Source organism: Amycolatopsis pithecellobii, assembly GCF_009707865.1.
Taxonomy (GTDB): domain Bacteria; phylum Actinomycetota; class Actinomycetes; order Mycobacteriales; family Pseudonocardiaceae; genus Amycolatopsis_E; species Amycolatopsis_E pithecellobii.
Genome location: NZ_WMBA01000012.1, coordinates 49764 through 73814 on the forward strand (window position 1 = coordinate 49764; position 24051 = coordinate 73814).

At 68.3% G+C, this 24051-nt stretch carries 15 protein-coding genes; 8 read left to right on the forward strand and 7 right to left on the reverse strand.

The genetic code is table 11. From position 1 onward, the window contains the following. Positions 1-48: 48 nt before the first annotated feature. Positions 49-687 carry an 8-oxoguanine DNA glycosylase OGG fold protein gene (locus GKO32_RS10740; RefSeq protein ID WP_154756667.1) on the forward strand — a complete coding sequence of 213 codons (639 nt, stop codon included), beginning with the start codon at positions 49-51 and terminating at the stop codon, positions 685-687. Between the two features lie 182 nt (positions 688-869). Here the strand turns inward: GKO32_RS10740 and GKO32_RS10745 are convergent, their stop codons facing one another. Together GKO32_RS10745 and GKO32_RS10750 are read right to left on the reverse strand one after the other, a co-directional pair. Then, positions 870-1187 (reverse strand): antibiotic biosynthesis monooxygenase family protein, encoded by a 318-nt coding sequence (locus GKO32_RS10745; RefSeq protein WP_154756668.1) that lies wholly within the window; start codon positions 1185-1187, stop codon positions 870-872. Further along, positions 1184-2014 carry a mycofactocin-coupled SDR family oxidoreductase gene (locus GKO32_RS10750; protein ID WP_154756669.1) on the reverse strand — a complete coding sequence of 277 codons (831 nt, stop codon included), beginning with the start codon at positions 2012-2014 and terminating at the stop codon, positions 1184-1186. The genes GKO32_RS10745 and GKO32_RS10750 overlap by 4 nt, the downstream gene beginning before the upstream one ends. 309 nt (positions 2015-2323) lie before the next feature. Between GKO32_RS10750 and GKO32_RS10755 the strand changes: the two genes are divergently transcribed. From GKO32_RS10755 to GKO32_RS10785, 7 genes are read left to right on the forward strand one after another with little or no spacing between them, the layout of a single operon-like run. Continuing rightward, a complete protein-coding gene (locus GKO32_RS10755; protein ID WP_154756670.1) occupies positions 2324-2698 on the forward strand; it encodes a nuclear transport factor 2 family protein in 375 nt (124 codons plus the stop codon). Further along, entirely contained in the window at positions 2695-3402 is a 708-nt protein-coding gene (locus GKO32_RS10760; RefSeq protein WP_154756671.1) for an ABC transporter ATP-binding protein, read from the forward strand. Before GKO32_RS10755 ends, GKO32_RS10760 begins: the two co-directional genes overlap by 4 nt. A gap of 36 nt (positions 3403-3438) precedes the next feature. Beyond that, positions 3439-6126 (forward strand): branched-chain amino acid ABC transporter permease/ATP-binding protein, encoded by a 2688-nt coding sequence (locus tag GKO32_RS10765; RefSeq protein ID WP_154756672.1) that lies wholly within the window; start codon positions 3439-3441, stop codon positions 6124-6126. A gap of 56 nt (positions 6127-6182) precedes the next feature. Beyond that, a complete protein-coding gene (locus tag GKO32_RS10770; RefSeq protein ID WP_154756673.1) occupies positions 6183-7391 on the forward strand; it encodes an ABC transporter substrate-binding protein in 1209 nt (402 codons plus the stop codon). 33 nt (positions 7392-7424) lie between these two features. Continuing rightward, complete coding sequence (locus GKO32_RS10775) at positions 7425-8201, forward strand: SDR family NAD(P)-dependent oxidoreductase (protein ID WP_312867788.1); 777 nt, start codon at positions 7425-7427, stop codon at positions 8199-8201. 37 nt (positions 8202-8238) lie between these two features. Continuing rightward, entirely contained in the window at positions 8239-9138 is a 900-nt protein-coding gene (locus GKO32_RS10780) for an alpha/beta fold hydrolase (RefSeq protein WP_154756674.1), read from the forward strand. 22 nt (positions 9139-9160) lie between these two features. Then, the gene (locus GKO32_RS10785; protein ID WP_154756675.1) at positions 9161-9679 is read left to right on the forward strand and encodes a carboxymuconolactone decarboxylase family protein; all 519 of its coding nucleotides are present in this window, start codon (positions 9161-9163) and stop codon (positions 9677-9679) included. A gap of 121 nt (positions 9680-9800) precedes the next feature. Here the strand turns inward: GKO32_RS10785 and helR are convergent, their stop codons facing one another. The 5 genes from helR to GKO32_RS10810 form a co-directional block, all read right to left on the reverse strand. Further along, complete coding sequence (gene helR, locus GKO32_RS10790; RefSeq protein WP_312867789.1) at positions 9801-11966, reverse strand: RNA polymerase recycling motor ATPase HelR; 2166 nt, start codon at positions 11964-11966, stop codon at positions 9801-9803. 197 nt (positions 11967-12163) lie between these two features. Beyond that, positions 12164-13912 carry a hypothetical protein gene (locus GKO32_RS10795; protein WP_154756676.1) on the reverse strand — a complete coding sequence of 583 codons (1749 nt, stop codon included), beginning with the start codon at positions 13910-13912 and terminating at the stop codon, positions 12164-12166. Between the two features lie 91 nt (positions 13913-14003). Beyond that, positions 14004-15395, reverse strand: coding sequence for a condensation domain-containing protein (locus GKO32_RS10800; RefSeq protein ID WP_154756677.1), 1392 nt, complete (start codon positions 15393-15395; stop codon positions 14004-14006). Continuing rightward, the gene (locus GKO32_RS10805) at positions 15392-22762 is read right to left on the reverse strand and encodes a non-ribosomal peptide synthetase (RefSeq protein WP_154756678.1); all 7371 of its coding nucleotides are present in this window, start codon (positions 22760-22762) and stop codon (positions 15392-15394) included. The genes GKO32_RS10800 and GKO32_RS10805 overlap by 4 nt, the downstream gene beginning before the upstream one ends. After that, on the reverse strand, positions 22707-24044 hold the full coding sequence (locus GKO32_RS10810; RefSeq protein ID WP_208024365.1) for an MFS transporter: 1338 nt from the start codon (positions 24042-24044) through the stop codon (positions 22707-22709). The genes GKO32_RS10805 and GKO32_RS10810 overlap by 56 nt, the downstream gene beginning before the upstream one ends. Positions 24045-24051 lie beyond the last annotated feature (7 nt).

The following is a 24051-nucleotide window of genomic DNA, read 5'->3' on the forward strand; positions in this document are numbered from 1 at the left end:
CGCCACCCTACTTGTAATGACACCGAGGTCTGCCGCGACCGGATATTCGTGACCTCGGTAACCACAGCCTTGCCCGGTGAGCCGGCGCCGATCCCGGTCGACGCCGCGCGATGGAAATCCTTGGTGCCCCTCGGAATGTGGCCGCACGGCTTCGCGTCGTCGGGGCTGGTGTGGCGGCGTGACGTGTTCGCCGTGGCCGAGCGTTGGCGCGCGGGGCAGATCCCGGCCACGCACCTTGCCGTCGCGGCTCTGGCGTGGGGATACGGTATCCGCGGCTACGGACCGTATCGCACGGCGCGGATTTTGCGGCACGAGCGGGCGGCCCGGCACCTGGACGAGGCGCTGACCGGACTGCGTACAACGCCAGAGGCGGCAGTCGAGGGTTACCGGGCTTTCCTGACCACCGCGAAACTTCCCGGGCTCGGGCCCGCGTTCTTCACGAAGATCCTGTATTTCGCCGGTTACCGCCGCGGACAGGGCGAGGTGCAACCACTGATCCTCGACAGCGTGGTCGCATCGAGACTGCCCGAGGAAGCCGGCGCCGCCCGGCGATACAGCTGGGGCTGGCGGGCCGGCACCTGGCGGGACTACCTGGTCTGGGCCGCAGAGCAGGCCGGGCGTGCGGAGTTCGCCGGTGAGCCCGACCAGGTGGAGATGGCGCTGTTCACCGGCACCTGGACGGCCTGATTCACTGCGCTGTCAACGGTTTACAACCAGCGCGGGCTTTCCGGCACACAAGAAGAACCACGGCGCGAACGTGAAGGCGGTGGCGACCGTGGCCGCGATACGGTGCCGAGCCCGATGAGGACTCGCCGGTGGAACCACACCCAGGACAAACGGTCCACCACCGGGGCCCTATACCCCGCGGGTCACTTTTCGGTGTACAGGGTGACGACCGGCGCGGCGGTCAGCTGCGGCCCGAGCCAGCCCAGGAACTTCTTCCCGATGTCGGAGGACACGGCCGCGTCGACGGCTTCCTTGCTGTCCCACCCGACGACGCCCGCGAAGTTTCCCGGCGCCTCGGTGGAGTGCAGCAACCGTACGCCGTGGCAGCCCGGCTGGCTGAAGTATTCCTTGCTGGCGTCGTGCCACGCCGCGGGAAACTGGTCCGCCTTGGCGGGATCGATGGACAGCTGGACGATTTCGGTGATCATGTCCTCGGGTCTCCGGTCTGAAAGGGGTTTCACTTCATCACGTTGGCGCCGCCGGCGACGGGCAAGGTGATGCCCGAAACCATGCGGGATTCGTCGGAACACAACCACAGCACGGCATTGCTCTGGTCTTCGACCTCGGTGAAGGGGCCGGGCAGCAGCTGCATCCCCTCCATCACGTCGAGCATGCCCTGCTCGGTCGGGTTGTCCGGGTTGAACAGCTTGTACTGCGCCGGAAAGTTGACCATCTTGGTGTTGACAGTGCCCGGGTTCAGTGCGTTGACCCTGATCCCGTACGGCCCGACTTCATTGGCCAGCGAGCGCATCAGGCCGACCACGGCATGTTTCGCGGCGACGTAATGGCCGATGTTCGGGTTTCCTTCGAGGCCGGCCATCGACGAGGTGAGCACGATGCTGCCGCTGCGCCGTTCCAGCATGTGCGGGACCGCGTATTTGATGGTCAGCCAGACGCCCTTGGCGTCGACGGCCATGGTCTCGTCGAAGCGTTGCTCGGAAATCTCCCACAGCGGGCCGCCGGGGGAGAAGATGCCCGCGTTGGCGACCACGAAGTCGATCCGGCCGAGTTCGGAGATGGTGGTGGAGACGAAGTCCTCCACCTCCGCGGCGACGGTGACGTCGGCTTTGACCGCCACGCAGCGCCGGCCCAGCTCCTCCACCAGTTTCTTGGTCTCGGCCAGATCGTCCTCGTCCGGCATGTCGTACAGGACGCTGTCGAACGGCCGGCACGCGTCGCATACGGCGATATCGGCGCCGGCCCTGGCCAGCGTCAGCGCGTGGGAACGGCCCTGACCACGGGCACCGCCGGTGATGAGCGCGACGCGTCCGGACAGGTCGGTGGCCATCAGATCAGGCCGGTTTCGTTGAACTGTGTGGTCATGTCCTCGTCCACCTGCCGTTTCGTCGTTGGTTCGGCTCGGTTCCCGGATACCCCGGCGTTCACATAACTGTATGCACTGGATCGGCCTTGAAGCAAGAAGCTGGGGTAACTCCTGGGGCAGAGGCTGGTTACTGCATACACTTTACTTGACGCTCCGACGTGGCGCGGGTTACGGTCTTTGCGGTTGTTTCCACCTGGGGACCAGGGAGTGACGAGCAATGACGATCGTTGTGTCCCAGCGGCACCGACGCGATCCGCGCGGGAGGGCCTAGCCATGGGCGAGCACTGGACGCGGGAGTTCTACCGCAAGGGCGATTCCTTCGACGTCGACGCAGCTACCGCGTCGTTCACGCCGGATGTCCGGCTGACCTTCGGCAACAACCCCACGGTGGAAGGCATCGAGGCCGTCCGCGAGGCGTATGCCGCCAGTGGTAACGCTTTCAAGAGCGTGCGGCACCATATCGATGAGGTCTGGGACCCGAAGCCCGGCGTCACCATCGTCGAGGCGCATGCGGACTATGTCCGCCACGACGACGAAAAGCTCACGCTGCCGGTGATGATGGTCATCCGCCATCACGGTGGCGGCGAAAAGATCTACGACTACCGCGTCTACATGGATATCGCGCCCGTTTTCGGTGACGCGCGATGACCGCGCCCGTGCTGGAAGTCGCCGGCCTGTGCGCCGGCTACGGCTCACTCACCGCCGTTTCCGGGGTATCGCTGTGCGTGGCGCCGGGCGAGGTCGTCGCCCTGTTCGGGCCCAACGGCGCGGGTAAGACCTCGACACTGCTGGCCACGGTCGGCGTGCTGCCGCGCAACGCGGGCCGGGTGCACTGGAACGGCGTACCCGCACCGAAGTCCTTGCACACCTTCACCCGTGCCGGTCTCGCCTTCGTGCCGGAGCAGCGTTCGACGATTTCTTCGTTGTCGGTACTCGATAATCTCCGTCTCGGGCGGGGAACGGTCGAACTGGCGCTGGAGTACTTCCCCGAGCTCGCCGATCACCTGCACCGGCCGGCCGGACTTCTTTCCGGTGGCCAGCAACAGATCCTGATGCTGGCCCGAGCACTGGCGGGGCGGCCCCGCATCCTGCTGGTGGACGAGTTGTCGATGGGGCTGGCTCCCCTTGTCGTGGAACGACTTCTCGGCGTGGTCCGGCGCGCCGCAGAAGAGGACGGCCTCGGGGTGCTGCTCGTGGAGCAGCAGATGCGCCGCGCGCTGTCCGTGGCCGACCGGTGGTATCTGCTCAGCCACGGGAAGGTCGCCGCGCAAGGCGACGCCCACGAATCGGGCGGTGCGGTACTGGAAGAGGCGTACCTGGAAAGCATGGGCATCACGCAGAGCGTGGCCTGACATCCCGTTGCCACAGCACACAAGTGAGGGACAACGATGTCCGACGAGATCATCAGATTCGCCCTCCTCGGTCTGGCGACCGGGGGCATATACGGCCTCATCGGGCTGGGTATCGTTTTCATCTACCGGGGCTCCGGGCTGCTGAACTTCGCCCAGGGCGCCATGGCGATGTTCGGCGCCTACGTGTACTACGCGCTGACTGTCCGATTTGGACTGCCGACCGTCGTATCGGCGGTCGTCGCCATTCTGCTCTCCGCCGGGCTCGGCGCGGTGATCCACCTGTTCGTGCTTCGCCCGATGCGACGGCGCAACGCTTCCCCGCTCGCGCGGGTGATCGCCACCCTCAGCGTGCTGCTCGTCCTGCAGTCCGCCGCGTTCCTGGGTTTCGGTTCGTATCCGTTGTCGGTACCGTCACTGCTGCCGACGACGGTGGTGCACGTGTTCTCCTCGCGGTTGTCGATTTCGGTTGACCGGCTGCTCATTCTCGGCATCACCGTCGCGCTCGGGCTCGCGCTGTATGTCGTGTACCGCCGGACTTCGTTCGGGCGCGTGACGGCCGCTGTCGCCGAAAACGAGCTGGCCGCCTCCAGTTTCGGTTATTCACCGGACACCATCGCCGCCGTCAACTGGGCCATCGGCTCGGCGCTGGCCGGGCTCGCCGGAATCCTGATCGCGCCGATCATTCTGCTCGAACCGACCACGCTGGCGCTGCTCGTCGTGCCCGGCCTTGCCGCGGCACTGTTCGGGAACTTCTCGTCGTTCCCCATCGTGCTGGTGGCCGCGCTGGGACTGGGTATCGCGCAGTCGGAGATCTCCCGATATGTGGCCCAACCGGGCTGGTCCACCGCGGCGCCGTTCCTCGCGATGATCATCTACATGGTGGTGCGCGGCCGGGCGCTTCCGCTGCGAGGTTTCGTCCTGGACCGGCTGCCGAAAGTCGGCACCGGGCGGGTGCGGCCGGTCATCGTCGCGCTGCTGTGGGGGATCGGGGCCTGGATCGCGCTGGGTGCCGGGGCGAACTGGGACACCGCACTCGTCACAACTTGTGGCGCGGCGATCATCTGCCTGTCGATCCTGCTGCTGACCGGATACACCGGGCAGCTTTCGCTCGCGCAGTACGTCGTCGCGGGCATCGGCGCGCTGGCGGCGGCGAAACTGGCCGCGACCATGTCGCTCGTGCCGGCGATCATTCTCGCGTGCCTGCTCGCCGGCGGTATCGGCGCGCTGGTCGGGATTCCGGCGTTGCGCAGCCGGGGCGCCACGCTCGCCGTCGCGACGCTGGGCCTCAGCAGTGCGATCGTCGCCGTCGCGTTCACCAACGAGAACCTGACCGGCGGGCTCACCGGAATCATGGTGCCGTCGCTGTCGATCTTTGGCTGGAGCGTCGATCCGACGTTGTACCCCGAACGCTACGCGCTGGTGACGTTCACGATCATGCTGCTGATCGCGGTGGCGATCTGCAACCTCCGGCGTGGGGACACCGGACGCCGGCTGCTCGCGGTCCGGTCCAATGAGCGTGCGGCGGCATCGCTGGGTGTGCCGGTCGCCGGGATGAAGATCTACGCGTTCTTCGTCGCGTCCGTCATCGCCGCACTGGGCGGGATTCTCATCGCGTTCTTCGCGCCGACCGTGCAGGTGGGTTCGTTCGACGTCTTCACCTGCATCCTGCTGGTGGGCCTGACCGTCATCGGTGGTATCGGATACGTGCCCGGCGCGCTTTTCGGGGCGGCGCTGCTTACCGGCGGCATTTTCAGCCAGATCTTCTCCGGCTGGTCGTCGATCAACAGTTATCTGCCGTTGATCGGTGCGGTCGGTCTCATGGTGACGCTGTTGACGAGCACCGACGGCTGGTTCGCGAGCGCCTTGTCGGCCGTGGCACCGCTTCGGGCCAGGCTCGACCGGATCAAGGTGCTGCGGGGATTGTCCGGCGCCGGCCGGAACATCGGTGCTTCCGAGTCGGTTGTCGTACCGCCGAAGGTGCTGTCGGTCGACGGGATTTCGGTCGCTTTCGGTGGTGTGCATGCCGTTCAGCGCGTCTCGATCGAGGTGCGCCCCGGCGAGGTGCACGGCCTGATCGGGCCGAACGGGGCCGGAAAGACGACGCTGATCGACGCGATCACCGGATTCGCGCCCGTCACGTCCGGCACCGTCAGGCTGGGCGACACCGACATCACGCACGCGAGTGCCCGCGCGCGGACGTTGCGGGGACTGTCGAGGTCCTTCCAGTCGCTGGAACTGTTCGAGGACCTGACGATCGAGGAAAACCTTGCTGTCGCGTCACAACGAGGTGGCGCCTGGCGCTACCTGACCGACCTCGTCGCCCCGGGCCGGGTGCGGCTCAGCGACGCGGCCAGGGTGGCGGTGCGCAGCCTGCACCTGGAGCACTTCCTCGGGGCGCGGCCGACGGAAATCTCCTTCGGTCAACGGAAAATCGTCACCATCGCGAGGGCGATCAGCGGGGCACCGTCGGTGCTGCTGCTGGACGAACCGGCCGCCGGCCTCGACGACGTCGAGGCCGGCGAGCTCGCGGTGCTGATCCGGCGCCTCGCGGATACCTGGGGTATCGGCATCCTGCTCGTCGAGCACAAAGTGGACATGATCATGTCGGTGAGCGACCGGGTCACCGTGCTCGAAGAAGGAAAGATCCTGGCCAGCGGGGAGCCGGCACACATCCAGTCCCGCCCGGAGGTACTGGATGCCTACCTCGGCGGAGCCCCGGCGTGATCCGCCGGCGGACCGCCCATGCGGAAGACGTTCGGAGTTTCAAAGGAGAAACTACCTTGAGAATCAAGCGTGGGCGCCAAGCCCTGGCAGCACTATCGGCATTGGCCCTGCTCGCCGGATGCGGCAGCACGGCGACATCGGGCAGCGGTGGCGGGTCCGAGATCAAGATCGGCAGCATGGCTTCACTGACCAGCTCGGTCTATCAGGTACCGGAGTACAAGGCGGGTTTCCAGGCCGCCGCCGACTCGGTCAACGCCGCGGGCGGGGTGAATGGCCGCAAGCTCAACGTGGTGAGTTTCTGTGACACCACCTATACCCAGAACGGTGAGCTGGGCTGCGCACGGTCCATTGTGGGCAGTAAAGCCGACGTCGTCGTCGGGCCCTACACCCAGATCGATCAGACCGGTTCGGTATGGAAAGTGTTCCAGGCGGCCAAGATTCCGGTGATCGGCGGTGACGGAGGGTCGGTCGCGGAGCTCAACGACCCGAACAGCTTCCCGCTCAGCAGCGGGTTCGCCGGCGGTTTCATCGGCACGGCGCAAGGCGTCGTGGACGCGGGCGCGAAGACCATCGCGATCGTGATCGACACGAACCCGGTCGGCCAGTTCGCCGCCGACATGATCACGAACTCGTTGAAGGACAAGGGAGTCACCAATGTGCGGACGGTGAAGGTCGACCCGAACGTCGACCCCACCTTCGCCACCTCGGTCGCGCGTGCGACGTCCGGCGGTGTGGACGGCGTCATCATCGCGGCCGCGCCCGTCAACGTCGCGAGGTTCGTCGACGCGTCGAAGGGCGCCGGCTATCAGGGCAAGATCGTGGTCACCTCGCAGATCTTCCCCACGCAGGTGATCCAGCAGCTCGGCCCGAAGGCCGACGGCGTCATCGTCGACAACAACCTGGCTTTCACCAATGACACGAACAACCCCGGCGTGCAGAAGTTCAAGGCGGACATGGCGAAATACGCGCCGCAGGCGCCGCTCAACACCGATTCGGAGACCGGCTGGGCCACGGTCCAGTTGTTCGCGAAGGCCGCGGCGGGCGCGAAAAGCTATGACAGCGCCGGACTTCTCGCGGCGTTCCAGGCGGTCGAGACTCCGATCGACATCGGGGTGACCGGGTCCTGGGCGGTGGTCGGCAGGGCCGGAACGGTGCCCAACCTGCCCCGGGTGCTCAACCCGGGTATCGCGTTCGGGGTCGTCAAGAACGGTGAGGTCGTACCGGACGGCAGGGGCTTCATCAATGTGTTTTCCAAGGCGCCTTGAGCGCGCCCTGACAGAGAAAGTCGAGGATCGCGAGTGGAAACTGGGCTGAGGGACAAGGCCGTGCTGGTGACCGGCGCGTCACGCGGGATCGGAAACGCCATCGCACGGGCGTTCACCGCGGAAGGCGCGCGGGTCGCGGCGACCTATCACTCGCACCGGGAGCCGGCCGAAGAAGCGGGTGAGCTTGCGGTGCAGCTCGATCTCACCCGCCCGGAGACCGTCGCGGACGTCGTCGCCGCGGTCATCGAGCAGTTGGGTGGCCTCGACGTCCTCGTGGTCAACGCGTCGCGTCAGCCTGCGGTTTTCCACGATCATCTGGAAGACCAGCCCGCAGAAGAGCTCGAGGAGCAGGTGCGCTTCACGCTGGAAAGCACGTTCAAACTGGTTTCCGCCGCCCTCCCGTCCCTGCGGAAAGCCGGCACCGGGCGCATCGTGTTCATGTCCTCGGGTGTCGCGGAGGAAGGCTTCCCCCGGTTCTGGGAATACGCCACCGTCAAAGCGGGACTCGCCGGGCTGGTCCGCACCTTGGCCTGGGACGCGGGACGCGATGGGGTGCTGGTGAACGCGATCAGCACCGGGCTCACGCTGACCGATGCGACGCTGTCCCGGCTGGACGAGGCGGCGCTCGAAGGAATCGCCCGCCAGCTTCCCCAGCAACGGATCTCGCGGCCGGAGGATGTCGCCCGCCTGGCGGTGTTCCTGGGCTCGGCCGCGAACACGAGCGTGACCGGCGAAGTGATCCGCGACGGCACGTCGAACGCCAGGACCTCGCTGGTGGTCATGAACACCGATGACCTACGCGAGCAGTAATGACTGTGCCGCCAACGAATGCGAAGGAGATGACAGGATGTCCCAGACGACGGACCCGGTGAGCTACGACTGGCTCCCCGAAGGCTTCCAGGTACGGGAAATCCAGACCAACGGCGTGACGATTTCCTGCGCCTGGGGCGGTAGCGGGGCGCCCATGGTGCTGCTCCACGGGTGGCCCCAGACCGGCCGGATCTGGCGTCATGTCATGCCCGAACTGGCTGAGAACTACACCGTCGTCGTGCCCGATCTTCGCGGGTCGGGCGCCAGTGAGCGGCCCGCGGACGGTTATCAGAAAACCAACCAGGCCAGGGATATGCGCGGTGTGCTCGCCGCGCTCGGGCTCACCGGCCCGGCGGTCGTCGTCGGGCACGACATCGGTGCGATGGTCGCCAGCGCCTGGGCGGCGAAGTACCCGGAGGACGTGGCCGCGCTCGTCCTGCTCGACTGCCCGTTACTGGGCGAGGGGCTACGCGGGCTGATGGACGTGACCTCGGGTGGCATGTGGCACTTCGGGTTCTTCGCGGCGCCCGAAATCCCGGAAATGCTTTTCGACGGGCACGAGCTCGAATTCTTCCGATGGGCATTCCCCGCCATGGCCGGAAAACCGGACGCGTTCTCCGATGACGAGGTCGCGCTCTATGCGAGGGCGTACACTGGACGGGACCGGCTGCGCGGCGGTTTCGGGCATTACCGCACGCTGCTGGAGGACTGCGACGAAGTCGGCAAGTTACTGGAAAACCCGCTGGAAATGCCGGTGCTCGCGGTCGGCGGGGTGCATTGGGAAAACCGTTTCGGAGACGAAATGGAGCCCTACGTCAAGCGGCTCACGAAGATCGTCGCGCCGAGCGGCCATTTCGTCGCGGAAGAGGTTCCCGGGTGGTTCCTCGAGAACATCGCTCGTTTCCTGGCGGCCGAGACCGCGAACTCACACCAGTAAGAATTACGGAGAGGAAGACCAGATGACCCGCGTGCCACAGACCGATCATGAGGGCGCCGAACTCGTACGGATTCTCGCCCACCGGCCCGAGATCATGTCGAAATGGCTGGAATTCGACTCGCAGCTGATGAACACCGGAACCCTTCCGCCGAAGCTGAAGTACAAGGTGCAGATGGCGATGGCGGCCGGCGGTGGCTGCGAATTCTGCCGCTCGATGATCGTGCCGACGGGTGACGACGACCGCAAGGAATCCCTGGCCATCGCGTTCGCGGAATTCTTCCAGGCCGACCCCGGGAGCATCACGGACGGGCATTTCGAGGCCCTGTACGAGGAATTCACGGTGGAGCAGGTGGTCGAGCTGTGCACCGTCGTCACGATGCGCAACGCGGGGCTCCAGCTCGGCCACATCTGGGGCCTGACGCCAGCTCCCGACGAGGTGCGCGACGCCTACGCGGCGGTCATCGACGAGGCACAGAAACGCTGGGAGTCCGGCGACGTCGATAGTGGCACCGCATCACTCTGGCAGCGCCAGACGGCTTGAATCTGGTGTGAAAGCGGCTTGCGTGGCGGTGCGGGTGGCGATGTTCTGTTTCCTGAGCGGCGGAGCCGCTTGCTGTCGGCCGTGCGCTTGCACCGCCACCCTCACCGCTCAGCAAGCCATTTCAAACACTCGTCAGTCCGATCAGGACCTGCGGGAGTGGACCCTGATGGAGAACCCCTAGGCGCTGCGTGGCGCGGGTGAGCGCGACATACAGCTCGGCCGCGCCACGGGGGCCGTCGGCAAGGATTTGGTCCGGTGCCACGACGAGGACGGCGTCGAACTCCAGGCCTTTCGTCTCCGACGGCGCCACCGCACCCGGCACCCCCGGCGGTCCGATCACGACACCGGTGCCTTCGCGCCCCGCCTCGTCGTGGACGAATTCCTCGATGGCAGAAGGAAGTTCATCCTCCGTGACCTGTTTCGACCACGGCCGTACACCGCTCGCGCGCACTGATTCCGGGGGCTGGACGTCCGGTGCGAACTCGGCGAGCAACGCGGCGGCGACGGTCATGATCTCCGCCGGGGTACGGTAGTTCACCGACAGCGACCGGTACACCCAGCGGCTCGGCACATACGGCGCCAGCATCGCGTCCCATGACGTGGCACCGGCCACCGACCGCCGCTGGGCGAGATCGCTGACCACGGTGAACGACCGGCCGGGGCAGCGCCGCATCAGCACCCGCCAGTCCATTTCGGACAGTTCCTGCGCCTCGTCGACCACGACATGCCGGTACGTCCATTCCCGGTCCGCGGCGGCCCGTTCGGCGAGATCCCGGGTGTCGCGCTCGTCGAAGCGTTCCGCGAGATCCTCGGCGTAAAGCAGATCCGTGGCGAACAGGTGGTCCTCGTCGTCCATCGAATCCTTGCGGCTCACCAGGTTGTCCAGCACGTCGGCGGCATAGGCGGCCTGCGCCTTCCGTTCCTTCTCCGCGGCCCGGTCGTCCTGCTTTTCGCGGCCCAGCAGTTCGCTCAGCTCGTCGAGCAGCGGTACGTCCGACACCGTCCAGGCATCCCCATCGGCACGCCACAACGCCTCGCCGGCACCGGCCGCACGCAACCGCCCGGCCGAGGAGAACAGTTGGGCCAGCAGCGTTTCCGGGATCAGGATCGGCCACAGTTCGTCGAGCGCGGCGGTGAACTTCGCCTCGTTCGTCAGGTCCCTCCGCAGCTCCGTGCGCAGTTTCTCCCAGGTTTCCCGGTCTTCCCTGGTCAGCCAGCCCCGGCCGATGCGGGCGATGGCCCGTTCGGTCAGCACATAGCCGACGATATCGGCGAACACCGCGCGGGCCTCGTTGTGCGGCAACCCGCTTTGCCGCGCTTCGTCCCGGGCCCATTCGGCGGTCTCGGCGTCGATCCGCACCGTGACACCACCCACGTCGATCGGCAGCGGCTGTTCGGGAAGCCGTTGCCGGTCCGCGATCGCCGCCGCAAGAACATCCACAATAGACAGCGAGCCCTTGAGCCGCGCGGCTTCCGGGGTGTCCTCGGCGGTGACGCGCAGACCGGGCACGAGATCGCCGGTGGTCATGAACACGACGTCGGACTCGCCGAGCGACGGCAGCACCCGGCTGATGTGGTTCAGGAACGCCGGATTGGGCCCGACCACGAGCACCCCGTGGCGTTCCATCCGCTCCCGCTGCGTGTACAGCAGATACGCGACGCGATGCAGCGCCACCACCGTCTTCCCGGTGCCGGGACCACCCTCGATCACGAGCACCCCAGGGTGGTCGAGCCGGATGATCTCGTCCTGCTCGGCCTGGATGGTCGCCACGATGTCGCGCATACCCTCGCCGCGTGGTGCGCTGACCGCCGCGAGCAGCGCCGCGTCCCCGCGTCCGCCCGCGCCGGGGCGGCCGAACACTTCATCGGTGAAATCGACGACCTGACGGCCGCGGGTGTGGAACTGCCGGCGCCGCAGCATGTTCTCCGGGTTCGCGCCGGTGGCGACATAGAACGGACGCGCCGCCGGGGCACGCCAGTCCAGCAGCATCGGGCGGTAGGAGTCCTCCTCGTCGAACAGTCCGATCCGGCCGACATAGCACCGCTCGCCGGAAACGCCATCCAGCCGCCCGAAACACAGCCCGTTGTCGGCCACGTTGAGCCGCTTCACTTCTCTGCCCAGCGCGCGCACCTCGACGTCGCGTTCCATGGCGGTACCGGCGTCGTCCCGCAACGCCGCCTCGTATTCCCCCTTCACCCGCGCGCGCTCGGCGTCGAGCCGCGCGTACAGCCCGGCCACGTAGCTACGCTCGGACCGCAGTTCCTCTTCGTACCCCTGAGCTGACACATTCCCCTCACACCGGCTGAACCGACCCCGGATTTCCGCTGGTCGTGGCTTCGGCCGGTGATTGTGCGGCATGACCCGGGTCTTGCCGCAAGCCCCCCGTGCGCTATATGTTGAAAGTGGCAGGGGGGTCAGTCCTGACTGTGCCGTTCGTTACCAATCCGACCACAGTCACGGCTATCCGGCTTGCGTGGCGACGGTTACGTGCTGCTCGGGGTCTGGCTACTTTTGGCCGGATTAGTAACCGACGCGCGAAGCGTCGCCACTGCCGCCTCCAGCAGTTCCAGCACCCGCTGATTCGCCGCCCCGGGATGTTCCTTGCCGATTTCGCCTTCGGCGGTCGGGATGATCAGCTCGGTCGAGGGCCCCGTGCCGGCCGGCACGGCGGCGGTGCTCACGGCGCCCGGGTTCCGTCCATTGTCGACGGTCGGGGACACCAGCTCGTGCCCAGGGCCGGTCTGGATCAGGCCGGCGAGGTTGCCGATGAACCCGGGTGTGACCAGGCCGCCGGCGTCGTCGTACGCCGGCATCGACACCAGGCCGTAGGAACCCGGGCCGAACTGGGCGAGCAGAGCGTCCAAACCGGACCCTTGCGGCAGAAAGCTCCATGCGGAGCCGAAACCGTCGGGGTTCGAGCCGCCGCCGGTCCCGTCATCGACCGGCATCCCGGTGCCGCTGTCGTCGGCGACGAGGCACTTGCGCTGGTCCCCGCCTGTCCCGGACGACCCGGTCGAGCCGGCCGGGGCCGTGCCGCCATTGCTCGCGGGAGTCCCCGGCGTGCCCGAAGTCCCGGTGGTCCCGGTCGTTCCCGAAGTGCCCGTGGTCCCCGAGGTGCCTGGGGTGCCTGGGGTACCGGAACTCCCGCTGCTGCCCGAGCCGCTCGGCGCCGGCGTCGACACCTGGTCCTTGACCCAGCCGACGACCCACCCGGCCGCCTCGCCGAGCCGCTCACCGATCGACCCGCCCGCGGACCCGCCGGCGAGCGCTCCGGCTGTCGCGCCCCCGGCCGTCGCGGCCGGGATCACCGGCGCCGCAAGGCCGTCGGTGGCGACGGTCAGCCCGGCACCGGCGAGGAACCCGGTGATGGCACCGGCGCCACCGCCTTCGTAGGTGCCGATCAACGTGCCGGCCACACCACCGATCTTCTTGCCCGCGGCGGCGTATTCGTCGGCCGAACCGGTGATCAGGGACAGCCCGCCGGAAATGTCCACAGAGGACTTTCCGGAACCGTTGCCGAGATCGACCCCGAGACCGGTGAGCAGGGTGCCGAGATTGCCGAACACGTTCGTGGCCGGACCCTTCCCGAGTGCCGCGAGCGCCGGGCTGACGTCACCACCGGCGCCCAGCGCGAACAGGTCACCGGCGACGTCCCCGAACGCCGCGCGAATCGTTGCGGTATTGGGAAAACCGAGCTGGCCGGTGACCGGGTTGAGCACCACGCCGACGTCGGCACCACCGTCGCGAATGGACGGAAGCCCGAGACCGAGGAGCGTGTTCGCGGCGATGTTCAGCGTATCCGTCGCGCCGGTCTGCTGGACGCCGAGCAGCCCGGAGAAGAACAGCCCTTCCAGACCGGCGAGCGAACCCGCGTCGAGCGCCGCGTCACACACGGCACGGGTGATGACGTCGATCCCGCCGTTCGTGGCGATGGTGATCTGGGCGAGCGCGGCTACCGCGGCATTGCTGTACGCGGCGAACGCGGCATCCGGTTCGAGCGCGCTGATCGACGGCGTCGCGAACGCCGAGGACGCGCCGAGCGATTTCGCGTGCAGCGCCGACATGCGCCGCGCACCGGCTTCCGGGGTGGTCCAGTAGACCGTGACGGGTGCCAGTTCGATCTCCCCGGACACGGTGCGGGCCACGGCTCGCGGCGCTTTGAGGCGGATGTCCGCCGTGGCGGCGAGTAGCTCACGAGCGCGGATGGCCGCGCTGTTCCAGTTCCGAGGCATCGCTGGCCCCTTCCGGTCTCCGCTGGTCGCCCCCTAGGTCGCGCAGCCGCCGCGCGTGTATCGCGAATCAGGACATCTTCATCCAAACGGATTACATCTGACATTGCGCCACCAGCCCGTCGAGATAGCCATCCAGCAGGCCGGCCGCGGTGGCCGGGTCACGCAGGTCAGTGGCGTATTCGAGCCACGCCGCGGTGGGCCCGAGCCCGAGCGTCAGTTCCGCCCGCGCCGCGGCGGCGGCGACGTCCTCGATCCGTGTCGCCAACCCGGCGAAGGTCACCTCGGGACCGGGCAGCTGCTGGTAGGCGAACGCGAGCTGCGGTGCGCGGCCTGCGCCGAGTACGTCCTCCAGCGGCAGCGCATTGTCGATGGCGGCAGGCAGATGACGGCCCACCTGCTCGACGAGCTCACCGAACGGAACCCGGCCCGCATCGCGCATCAGCACGCCGAGCCCGATCCGCGAGCAGCTGACGAGGGACTCGAGTTCCCGGTGTTCCCGGTTCGCATAAGACAGCTTGAGCAGGATGTCGCCGCCACCGGAAAGGCCGGCCAGCCACCGGCCCAGCGCCGCGACGGCGACGGCGCAAGGCGTGACCTCGTGCGATCGGGCGAACGCCTCGACCGCGGCCCGTGTCGAGCGGGGGACGGCTCGCCGCACGGTGTCGCCGGCACCCGTGCTCCGGGCCGGGGCCGGCCGGTCGGTGGGCAACTGCGCGAGAGACGCGCCGTCCAGATGCGCCCGCCAGAACGGGAGTTTGCGTTCGGTGCCGGTCTGGCCGCGTTGCCGGCGCGCGTAATCCGCCGGCTGGGCGCTGGGCGCGGCCAGCCTCGGTTCGGTCCCGCCGGCTGCCGCGCGGTAGAGCTCGGCCAGTTCCCGCAACACCACCGACAGTGCCCACCCGTCGGTGGCGATATGGTGCGTCACCAGCATCAACGCCCAGCGGTCATCGTCCACTTGGAACAGACGGCACACCGGAACGGTGCTGCGGCGAAGATCGAACGGGGTGTCGGCCAGCGCCTGGCAAGCCTGCTCGACGTCCTGCGGGGGACGGCCGCGCAGATCCTCGACGGGCAGCGGAACCGGTTGGGGCGCAAGGGCTTGCTGCACCCAGTTGCCAGTGTGGTCGCGGACGAACCGGGACCTGAGCCCCGCATGTCTGCGGACCAGGGCGTCGATCGCGGTCCCGAGCGCGGTGACGTCGAGCCTGCCGGTCAGCCAGATCCTGGTGGGAACATTGAACACTTCGGGCCGCGGCGCCTGCATGACGGCCGACAGCATGGTCTCCTGTTGCGCGGAAACCGGTGCCACACCGAGGATTCCGCTCAGGTGCGCAAGCAGCGCGGGTTTGTGGTGCCTCAGCTCGGTGAGCAGGCCGGGGGACAGGGTGCCGGACGGCGCGTCGTAACGCAGGGCGTCACCGGCCGCGGCGAGCCGCACGTCGAGGGTGCGCAACTTGCCGAGCAGGGCGTCGATCGCGGTCACAGCTCGCCCCTTTCCCGGGCGCCCAGACGAGTCGCCATGCCGCGCACAGTCGGATCGGCGAAGAACTCGGTGAAGGTGTACTCGGCTGCCAGCCGCTCCCGGATCCGGTTGAGCAGCGCCACCACGGTCAGTGAGTGCCCGCCGAGGTCGAAGAACCGGGCGTCGTCCGCGAACCCGTCGACGCCGAGCACTTCGGCCCACAGCTCGCGGATGGTCCCGGCGACCGGTGTGCTCGCGTGCCGGTCCCACTTTCCGTTGCCGGACAACGGAAGTTCATCGACCACCTGCCATCGCTCCGGCACCATCGGCCGGGGCAGCAGCTCGGCCAGCGCCGCCCGCCAGCGCCGGACGAGCTCGGTCTCGTCGGTGTCCCGGTCGGCGAGCACCTGGCACACCAGCAACTCGCGCCCGCTCGCCTCGTCCACCCTCGGCAGCACGCGCGCGTCCCGCACCCCGGGCAGCGTGCGCACGGCGCGGGTCACCTCCGCCGGTTCGACGCGCACACCCCGGATCTGCACCTGATCGTCGACGCGGCCGGCGAAATCCAGTTCGCCGTCGGTGCGCCAGCGCACCAAGTCGCCCGTGCGGTACCAGCGGCGACCGGCGGTGTCGGTGCGGAACCGGCGGTCGGTCGTGTCCCTGTGATAGCCGCGGGCCACCTGCGGACCGCCGACGTGCAGTTCTCCGATCGCACCCGGCGGCAGCAGCCGTCCGGCGGCGTCGCGGACTTCGAACACCAGCCCGGGGTTCGGTGCGCCCAGCGACGGATCGCCGGATCCCTCCGGAGAAACCTTGTTCCAGCAACAGAAAATCGAGCATTCGGTCGGACCGTAGATGTTGTGCACGGTGAACGGAAGGTCCGCCCGTGGCCGGGCGTGCAGCCGCTCGCCACCGACGCACAGCACTCGCAACGCCGCGTCGGGGGGCCACGGCTGGTCCAGGACCGCTTCCCCGACCGCCGTCGGCAGGAAGGCGACCGTGATCCGTTGCCGGACCAGCCAGGTCACCAAGGCCTGCGGGTCGAGCCGCACCTCGTCGGGGACCACGTGCAGCTCGGCGCCGGTCAGCAAGGCCGGCCACAGTTCGAGGTTGCCGGCGTCGAACCCCGGCGCGCTGTACCAGGACAGCCTGTCGTCCGCGGTGAGGCGCATTTCCGCGAGAAACACCGCCAGGGTGGCCGCGACGTTGCCGTGCTCGAGCAGAACCCCCTTCGGGCTCCCGGTCGAGCCGGACGTGTAGAGCAGGCACAGTAAGTCCTCGGCGGCCACGGAGACTGTCCGAAGTGGACCCTCTTTGGGCATCTGGATACGCGGAACCTCGGGTGCCAGCCTGAGATCCGGGGCGCCGATCAGTGCCACCGGTTGGGCATTAGCGACCATTGTGGACAGTCGTGGCAACGGCTGGCTGGGATCCAGCGGGAGGTATGCCGCTCCGGCGGCGACGGTGCCGAGGATGGCGGCGGCGAGTTCGTGGCCTCGGGGCAAGACAATCGCCACTACGTCCCCTCGCCGCGCACCCAGCTCGGTCAGCCGGGCCGCGATCCCGTTCGCCGCGGCGAGTATCGCAGTTCCGGTGTGCCGCCCGGTTTCGTCGATCACGTCACCTGCCGGGCGGATGTCGTCGAGCGTGCGACGGCCGGGCGACGGTGGTTTGCCGCCACTGAGCGCCCGGAGTTGCTCCTCGTCTCCGGGAGTGCACGGCGGCAGATCGCCGATCCGGTCCGTACCGGCGGCCATGGCGTCCAGAACCAGCTGGAGGTGATCGAGGTAGCGGCGCGCGGTCGCCTCGTCGTACAGGCCGGCGTCGTACCGGATGGTCAGGCGCAGCCCGGTTCCGCTGCGCACCGCGGCCAGCGACAGTTCCAGCGGCGCCGATTCCGCGCCGGTCCCGATCGGTTCCGCCCGCAGGCCGGGAAGTTCCATGGCGGGTAAGGCTTCGGTATCCAGGTCCACCGACACCGGCACGAGCGGCTGCCCCGGGGACGCGCCGAGCGCCTCCGGATCGACGTCGAGATGGGCGCTCGCGGCGAGCACCGTGTCCCGTGCCTCCCGCACCGCGTCGCCGATGCCCATCTCGTCGGTCAGCCTGCCGCGCAACGGCAGCAATGACACGAAAAAGCCCACGGTCGCACCGGTTTCCTCGCCGCGACGGCCGAAGGTGGTGCCCACGACGAACTCGTCCTGCCCGGAAAAGCGCCGCAGCACCACGCGCCAGGCGGTGAGCAGCCCGGCGTGCAGCGTGGCACCTTGGTCGCTGCACCACCGGCGCAGCGCCGCCGTCTGATCCGCGGTGAACCACGCGGTCACCGACGCGCCCTTTCCTTGCATGGCGCCGTCGCGGGGCCGGTCGGTGGGCTGGCGGGGCATGGGCGGTTCCGCCCCGAGATGCCTGCGCCACCAATCGAGATGAGCCGGATCAGCCTTCGGTTCCGGAGCGTCCAAGGGGGAACCGCCCGGTGCGTCGAACCGGGGCGCGCGCCCGGCCACCGAAGCCCGGTACAGCTCCTGGAGATCGGCGGCGATGAGCCCTGCGGAATGCCCGTCGGTGATCAGGTGGTGGATGCCGAGCACGAAGGCGTGGTCATCGGTGCCCAGCCGCAGCAGGCGAGGCGTGCACAGCGGGCCGTGCGTCAGATCGTAGGCACGACGGCTTTCTTCGTGCACCACAGCGGCGATGGCCGTTTCGGCCTCCTCGCCGTGATGGTCGCTGACCTGCAGCGGCACGTCGATACCGTCCACTTCGAACTGTCGCAGCTCGTGATCACCATCGTCCTGGCGGAACACCATGCGAAGCCCGGGATGCCGTTCGACGAGACCACGCACGGCGGCGTGTAGTGCCTGTTCGTCGAGCTTGCCGCGCAGCCGCACCGCCTGGATCTCGTTGTACGCGGCGGCACCGGTGAACTGACAGGCCAGCCAGATCCGGCGCTGCGCCGCCGTGGCCGGCCCGCTGCGCTCGGGCGTCGGACCACTTACCTTGCGCCGCAGACGATCCAGCCGTTCGAGACTCGCGGAGACCTGTTCGGCGGACAGGCCGAAATCGACGAGTGCCGCGATCTCGTCCACCCCGGCCGCGTCCAGTTTCGCCACCAGGCCCGTGCACGTTTCCGGAGTACCGATCAGGGCGCGTTGATCGCAATAGCGGTCATAGGCGCGGCGGAACAACGTATCCAGATCAGCCGGGCTCGCGGCCGAAAGATCGTCGGCGGTGACTCCGGCGGCGGCCGAGCGCATCAGCAAGGAGGAACGCAGATACCGGATCATCGGCTCCAGCGCGTCGGCGCGGGCGATGGCGTGCTCGTCGGCGAGATACGTGTGCAGCAGCACGGTGACCCGGCCGCCATCGGGGTCAAGCCCGGCGGCTTGCCGTGCGGCGCGGTAATGCCCGATGTTTTCGGCGAGGTCCTCGACCGTCTGGTGCATCAGGTTCGTCAGCACACCCAGCCCGAGCCGGCCGGCATCCACATAGGACTCCACGCGGCCCGTGGTGGCCAGCCACATCGGCGGCTCCTGCTGCACCGGGTAGGGCAGCGCCCGCACCTCGATCTCGGCTCCCGTGCCGGAGCGGCGCCGCACCGGTTCCCCCCGCCACAGGCGTTTGAGTTCGGCAAAGTGGTCGAAGGCGATGTCCCGGCGCCGGTCGAACCGGTCTGGGTGCAACGCGAAATCCTCGCTGTGCCAGCCGGTGCCGAAGCCGAGCCCTACCCGGCCGTCCGAGAGATTGTCCACTATGGACCATTCTTCGGCGACCCGGATCGGATCGTGTAACGGCAACACCACCGAACCGGCGTTGAGCCGGATCCGGCTGGTCCGTTGCGTCAGTGCCGCCGCGAGCACCGACGGGTTGGGGAACAAGCCGCCGAAGGAGTGGAAATGCCGCTCCGGCAACCACAACGCGTGGAAACCGTGTTCGTCGGCGAACCGCGCGGTGTCCAGGACAAGGCGGTACTTGTCCGATGTGGACCCGTCCGAGTCGCCGAAGAAGTAGATGCTGAACTCCGGCGCGGGCCGGGCCCGCTCGACCGGCACCGGCCTCGGTCGCGGCCGGATGGCCGGGAAGAAGCCGGCCGCACGCAGCTCCCGTAGCGAGTCGCGCACGGCGTCGGCGACGTAGGCCACGTCCGCGTCGGTGTGTGCGGTGGACAGGTAGAAACTGCGCCATTCCCACACGTGCACCCCGCGCAGCAGCAGATGGTGGTAGAGCAGCTCCAGATCCGCGCGGTGGGTGAACCGGAACATCGAGCCGAAGTGGTCCAGGCGCAGCGGGAATTCCTCGTCGGTGAAGAAGCGGTTCAGCTCATCGGCGAGCCGGCCGGTTCTCGCGTTGACCGCCGCCTGCAGGGCCGGCCCCTCCTGCTTGAGGTGGGTGAGCACAGCTCGCGCGGCAGCCATCGACACGGGATGCTGCAGATGGGTACCACCGAAGAACACCGTCTCGCGGTGTGGCCCGCTTTCGTCGCCGTAGCGCCAGAATCCACCGTCCACATAGTCCATCACATCGGCGCGGCCGGCGATCGCCCCGATGGGGAAACCGCTGCCCAGCGCCTTGCCGTAGGTCGCGAGATCGGCCTGGACACCGTAATGCTGCTGCGCGCCGCCGGGGTGCGGGCGCAGCCCGGTGAGCATCTCGTCGAAGATCAGCACGATGCCGTGTTTGCGGGTCAGCTCGCGTAGAGACCGCACGAACTCCTTGGGGCGTAAGGAAGGATTGCGGCATTGCACGGGCTCGACGAGCACGGCCGCGATCGTGCCGGCCTGCCCTTCGATGGTTTCCAGGCTCTGCGGGTCGCCGTATTCCAGCACAATGAGCTCGGCCACCGCGCTGTCCGGGATACCGGCGGAAACCGGCACGGTGCGGCCACCGCCTGCCCGGCCCAGCACCGAATCGAGATGGCCGTGATAGGAACCGCGGAACACGACCACGCGGGTCCGGCCCGTCGCGGCGCGGGCGAGCCGCAACGCCGCCGAATTGGCCTCGGTCCCGGTGGCGGCGAACGCGACGCGCTCCATCCCGGTCAGCTCGGCGAGCAGGGCCGCGGCCTCCCCGGTGTCCGCGCTACGCAGGCCGAAGCGCAGGCCATCGGCCAGATGCCGCCGCACGGCCTCGGTGACGAACTCCGGTTCGTGGCCGAACAGCAGGGCGCCGAACCCCATGGTGATGTCCACGTAGTCGTGGCCGTCGACGTCGGTCAGGTGGGCGCCGTGGGCGGAACGCGCCTGGAGCAGGTAACGCATTTCCTTGGTGGCGGCCCGGAAGCCGACCACCGCGCGGCTGTCGGCGAGCACCGCACGGTGGCGCTGAGTGTCCTTTTTGGAGCTTCTGGTTCGTTCGGTGAGGCGGTTGGTCAGGTCGGTGACATGATCGTGGCCGGTCGTCGTGCCCGAGTCGGTGATGGTGACTCTCGGCCCGTGCACCTCGGGCGGTGGCGGGGTGCGGCGCTGCGCAATGAGCTCCGCCAGCAGCTTGGGGCTGCGTGCCGCCTCCAGCAGCTCGGCCATCGTGATCTCGAGGCCGAACGCGCTTTCCAGTTCCACCTGGACGCTGATCAGCTGCAGCGAATCGGCACCGAGGTCCACAAAGGACCGGTCAGGGTCGATCCCGCCGGGCTCGTAGCCGAGATGTCGCGCCGTCACCTCGATGACGGGGCCGAGCGTGTCCTGGTCCGGCATGGCTGCCTCCGTGGTGTCGTCCTCGGTCAGGTCCAGCGGCGGCGGCCCGGCCCAGTGCCGGGTTCGCCGGAACGGATAGTGCGGCAACGGAATCCGCCCGCCGCCGCTGTCTCGCAACAGCACTGTCCAATCCGGATCGTCTCCGGCGCGCAACGGCGTCTCCCCGGCCAGGTATGCGCCCAGCGCACGGGTCCACTCGGCGACGGTGTGGCCGGGCACCCCGAGGCGGTGTGCGAATCGGCGACGTCCCAACGCGAGTGTCGTGACCAGATCGGCCGGTTCGGTGGCGGGATGCTTTCGCAGAAAGTCGTACACAGCCGAGGCGTACTCGGTCAGTGCGGCGGGATCGCGCGCCGACAGCGGGAGTAAACCCGGGACGGCGCCGGGAGTACGGGCCGCGCGCGCCGGGGCCTGCTCCACGATGACGTGGGCGTTGGTGCCGCCCATGCCGACCGCGTGCACTCCCGCCCGGCGCGGTCCCGAGACCGGCCATTCCCGCGCGTGCGAGGCGAGCGTGAAAGGGCTGGTCGCCAGCGCCAGTGCCGGATTGGGGCGGGTGAAGTTGACCAGCGGCGGGATGATCCCGTGCCGCACCGCGAGCACGGCGGTGATCAGGCCCGCCATCCCGGCGCAGCTGTCGAGATGACCGATCCTCGGTTTCGTGGTGCCGAGCGCGCAGAAACCGATTTCGCCGGTGTGCCGCCGATAAGCGCTCGTGAGGCCGTCGAACTCGATGGGATCTCCTTTGCGGGTACCGGTGCCGTGCGCTTCGAGATAACCGATGGAGGTCACCGGCACGCCGGCCGCCTCGACCGCGCGCAGCACCGCGTCCCGTTGCCCGGCCGCGCTGGGCGCGGCGAACCCGGTCTTGGCGGCGCCGTCGTTGGTCACCCCGGAACCCAGCACGACCGCGTGCACGGTGTCCCCGTCGGCGAGCGCGCGGTCGAGCCGCTTGAGCAGCACGGCGGCGACCCCGTTGCCGGCCACCGTGCCGTCCGCGGCGGCGTCGAAGGCGCGGAGCATTCCGGTCGGGGACATCGTGGAACCCTTGACGTGCCGGTGTCCGGTCACCTGGGGAAAGTGCAATGCGGACGATCCGGCCAGCGCGAGCTCGGCGTCTCCGGACAGCAATCCCTGGCACGCCAGGTGTATCGCGACGAGCGAACTGGAGCACGCGGTCGAGACGGTGATCGCGGGACCGGTCAGCCCGAGCCGATAGGCCACCTGCGTCGCGGCGTAATCGGTGTAGTTGCCCACCTGTGCCTGCTTGGCGGCGATCCACTCGGAACCCGGCCCCACGTCGAGATTGTTCGCGAGATAACTGTGCAGCGAGTGCAGGCGATAACCGGTGCTGGCGTAAACCCCGACTCTGGCACCGGCATCGGGGTACCCGCCGTCCTCCAGCGCGTGATAGCAGCATTCCAGGAACAGCCGGTGCTGCGGATCGGTGATCGCCGCTTCGCGTGCGCTCATCCCGAAGAACTCGGCGTCGAAGTGGTCCACACCAGTGAGCAGTCCGCTCGCCGCGACGAACGTGCCGCGCTCTTCCGCGCCGACGCCGGCGTGGGCCAGTTCCGTGTCGGTGAAATGGTGCACGCGCGAGGTGCCGGCGCTGATGTCGGCCCAGAACCCTTCCGGGGTGTCAGCCCCCGGGAACCTGAGCGACATCCCGATGATCGCGATGCGGTCTGTCCACATACCCCCTCGCCCTCCTGGCTCTTTTCCTTGTGTGCCAAGCAAACCCAGTACACAACAGCAGTACGGCCAGAATGGCGGCACCGTGCGAAGCGGCCACGACGGTCACCGGCGGACAGCGGTCCAGCAAGACCGAGCAGGCGAGCATGCCGAGCCCGAAACCGGTGTTCTCCGCGGTCGCCGAGAGGCCGAACGCCCGGTCACGGGCCGGGCCGGAAAATCTTTGCAGGTAACCGGAATACGACACCTCGGTGAGCCCGTCGGCGCAGCCGGCGGCCACCGCGATCACCGCGGTGAGGACAAGGGGGAGGCCGGTGAACGCGAGGATGAACGCCGCGGACATGAGGACGGTTCCCCCGGCGAAACCCCGGAGACCAGGGCCGTGGCCCCGCCTTTTGCGGTAACCGCGGACGGCCTGCTGCACGATGATGTTACCGATTGCCCACAGGGCAAGGAATCTGCCGGCGAACGCCGCCGGATCCGCGTGATCCGCGGCGGAATATACCGGGAGAGCGGCGTTGTGGGAAGCCGAGCCGAAGGCGTCGAGCGCCCGCAGTCCGATGACCATTACCAGCAGCAGGCCGAGCTTTGGCAGCACCGGTCCAGACCACGTGCGGGCCGGGGTGGGCCGTGGTTCCGGGCGGGTGACTGCCGGGATGGAGAGGCACGCGAACGCGCACACCACGAAAGTTCCGGCGTCGACCAGAAAAGCCACGGGGTAGCCCTGCCAGGAGATCACCGGTGGCGCCGACGCGAAGCCGGCCACCATGCCCAGTGATCGGGCGACAACGATCAGGGAATTGGCCGGGTCACGCTGATCCTGGCCGACGAGGTCCGGTATAGCGCTGCGCAGCGCGACCAGGAACAGCGTGCTGCCGCAACCGCCCACAGTGGCCGAGGCGAACAGCACCGGCAGGCGCGCCGGTGCCGGCACCATGACCAGCACGACGAGTACCGCCGCCTGAACGGTACTGGTCCATACCATAATCCGCCGATGGGGCAGGCGGTACAGAAGGCGGCCGGCCGTGAGCCCGGTGACGGCGCCGGATCCCAGTCGTACCAACAAAAACAGGCCCATGGTGAGAGCGCTGCCGGTCAGCTGGTACACGAACAGGTTCAGTGCCACCATGTTCAGGTAACTGCCGTACGACGAAACGGCATACCCACCGGCCAGTAGCCGGAAACGGCGTGACAGATCGGTCGCTCTCGTAACGGACCTCAGCGTGCACCCCCTGCGCTCGGCGGGATCGGCGCGATCGTGCGTTGATTGTTGCCCAGACGTCACTACGCGT

Excerpts from the sequence above, each read along its gene's own strand:
- GKO32_RS10755 (WP_154756670.1), top strand. The coding sequence starts at position 2,324 with ATGGGCGAGCACTGGACGCGGGAGTTCTACCGCAAGGGCGATTCCTTC.
- GKO32_RS10785 (WP_154756675.1), top strand. The coding sequence starts at position 9,161 with ATGACCCGCGTGCCACAGACCGATCATGAGGGCGCCGAACTCGTACGG.
- GKO32_RS10765 (WP_154756672.1), top strand. The coding sequence starts at position 3,439 with ATGTCCGACGAGATCATCAGATTCGCCCTCCTCGGTCTGGCGACCGGG.
- GKO32_RS10760 (WP_154756671.1), top strand. The coding sequence starts at position 2,695 with ATGACCGCGCCCGTGCTGGAAGTCGCCGGCCTGTGCGCCGGCTACGGC.
- GKO32_RS10780 (WP_154756674.1), top strand. The coding sequence starts at position 8,239 with ATGTCCCAGACGACGGACCCGGTGAGCTACGACTGGCTCCCCGAAGGC.
- GKO32_RS10750 (WP_154756669.1), bottom strand. The coding sequence starts at position 2,014 with ATGGCCACCGACCTGTCCGGACGCGTCGCGCTCATCACCGGCGGTGCC.
- GKO32_RS10805 (WP_154756678.1), bottom strand. The coding sequence starts at position 22,762 with ATGTGGACAGACCGCATCGCGATCATCGGGATGTCGCTCAGGTTCCCG.
- GKO32_RS10795 (WP_154756676.1), bottom strand. The coding sequence starts at position 13,912 with ATGCCTCGGAACTGGAACAGCGCGGCCATCCGCGCTCGTGAGCTACTC.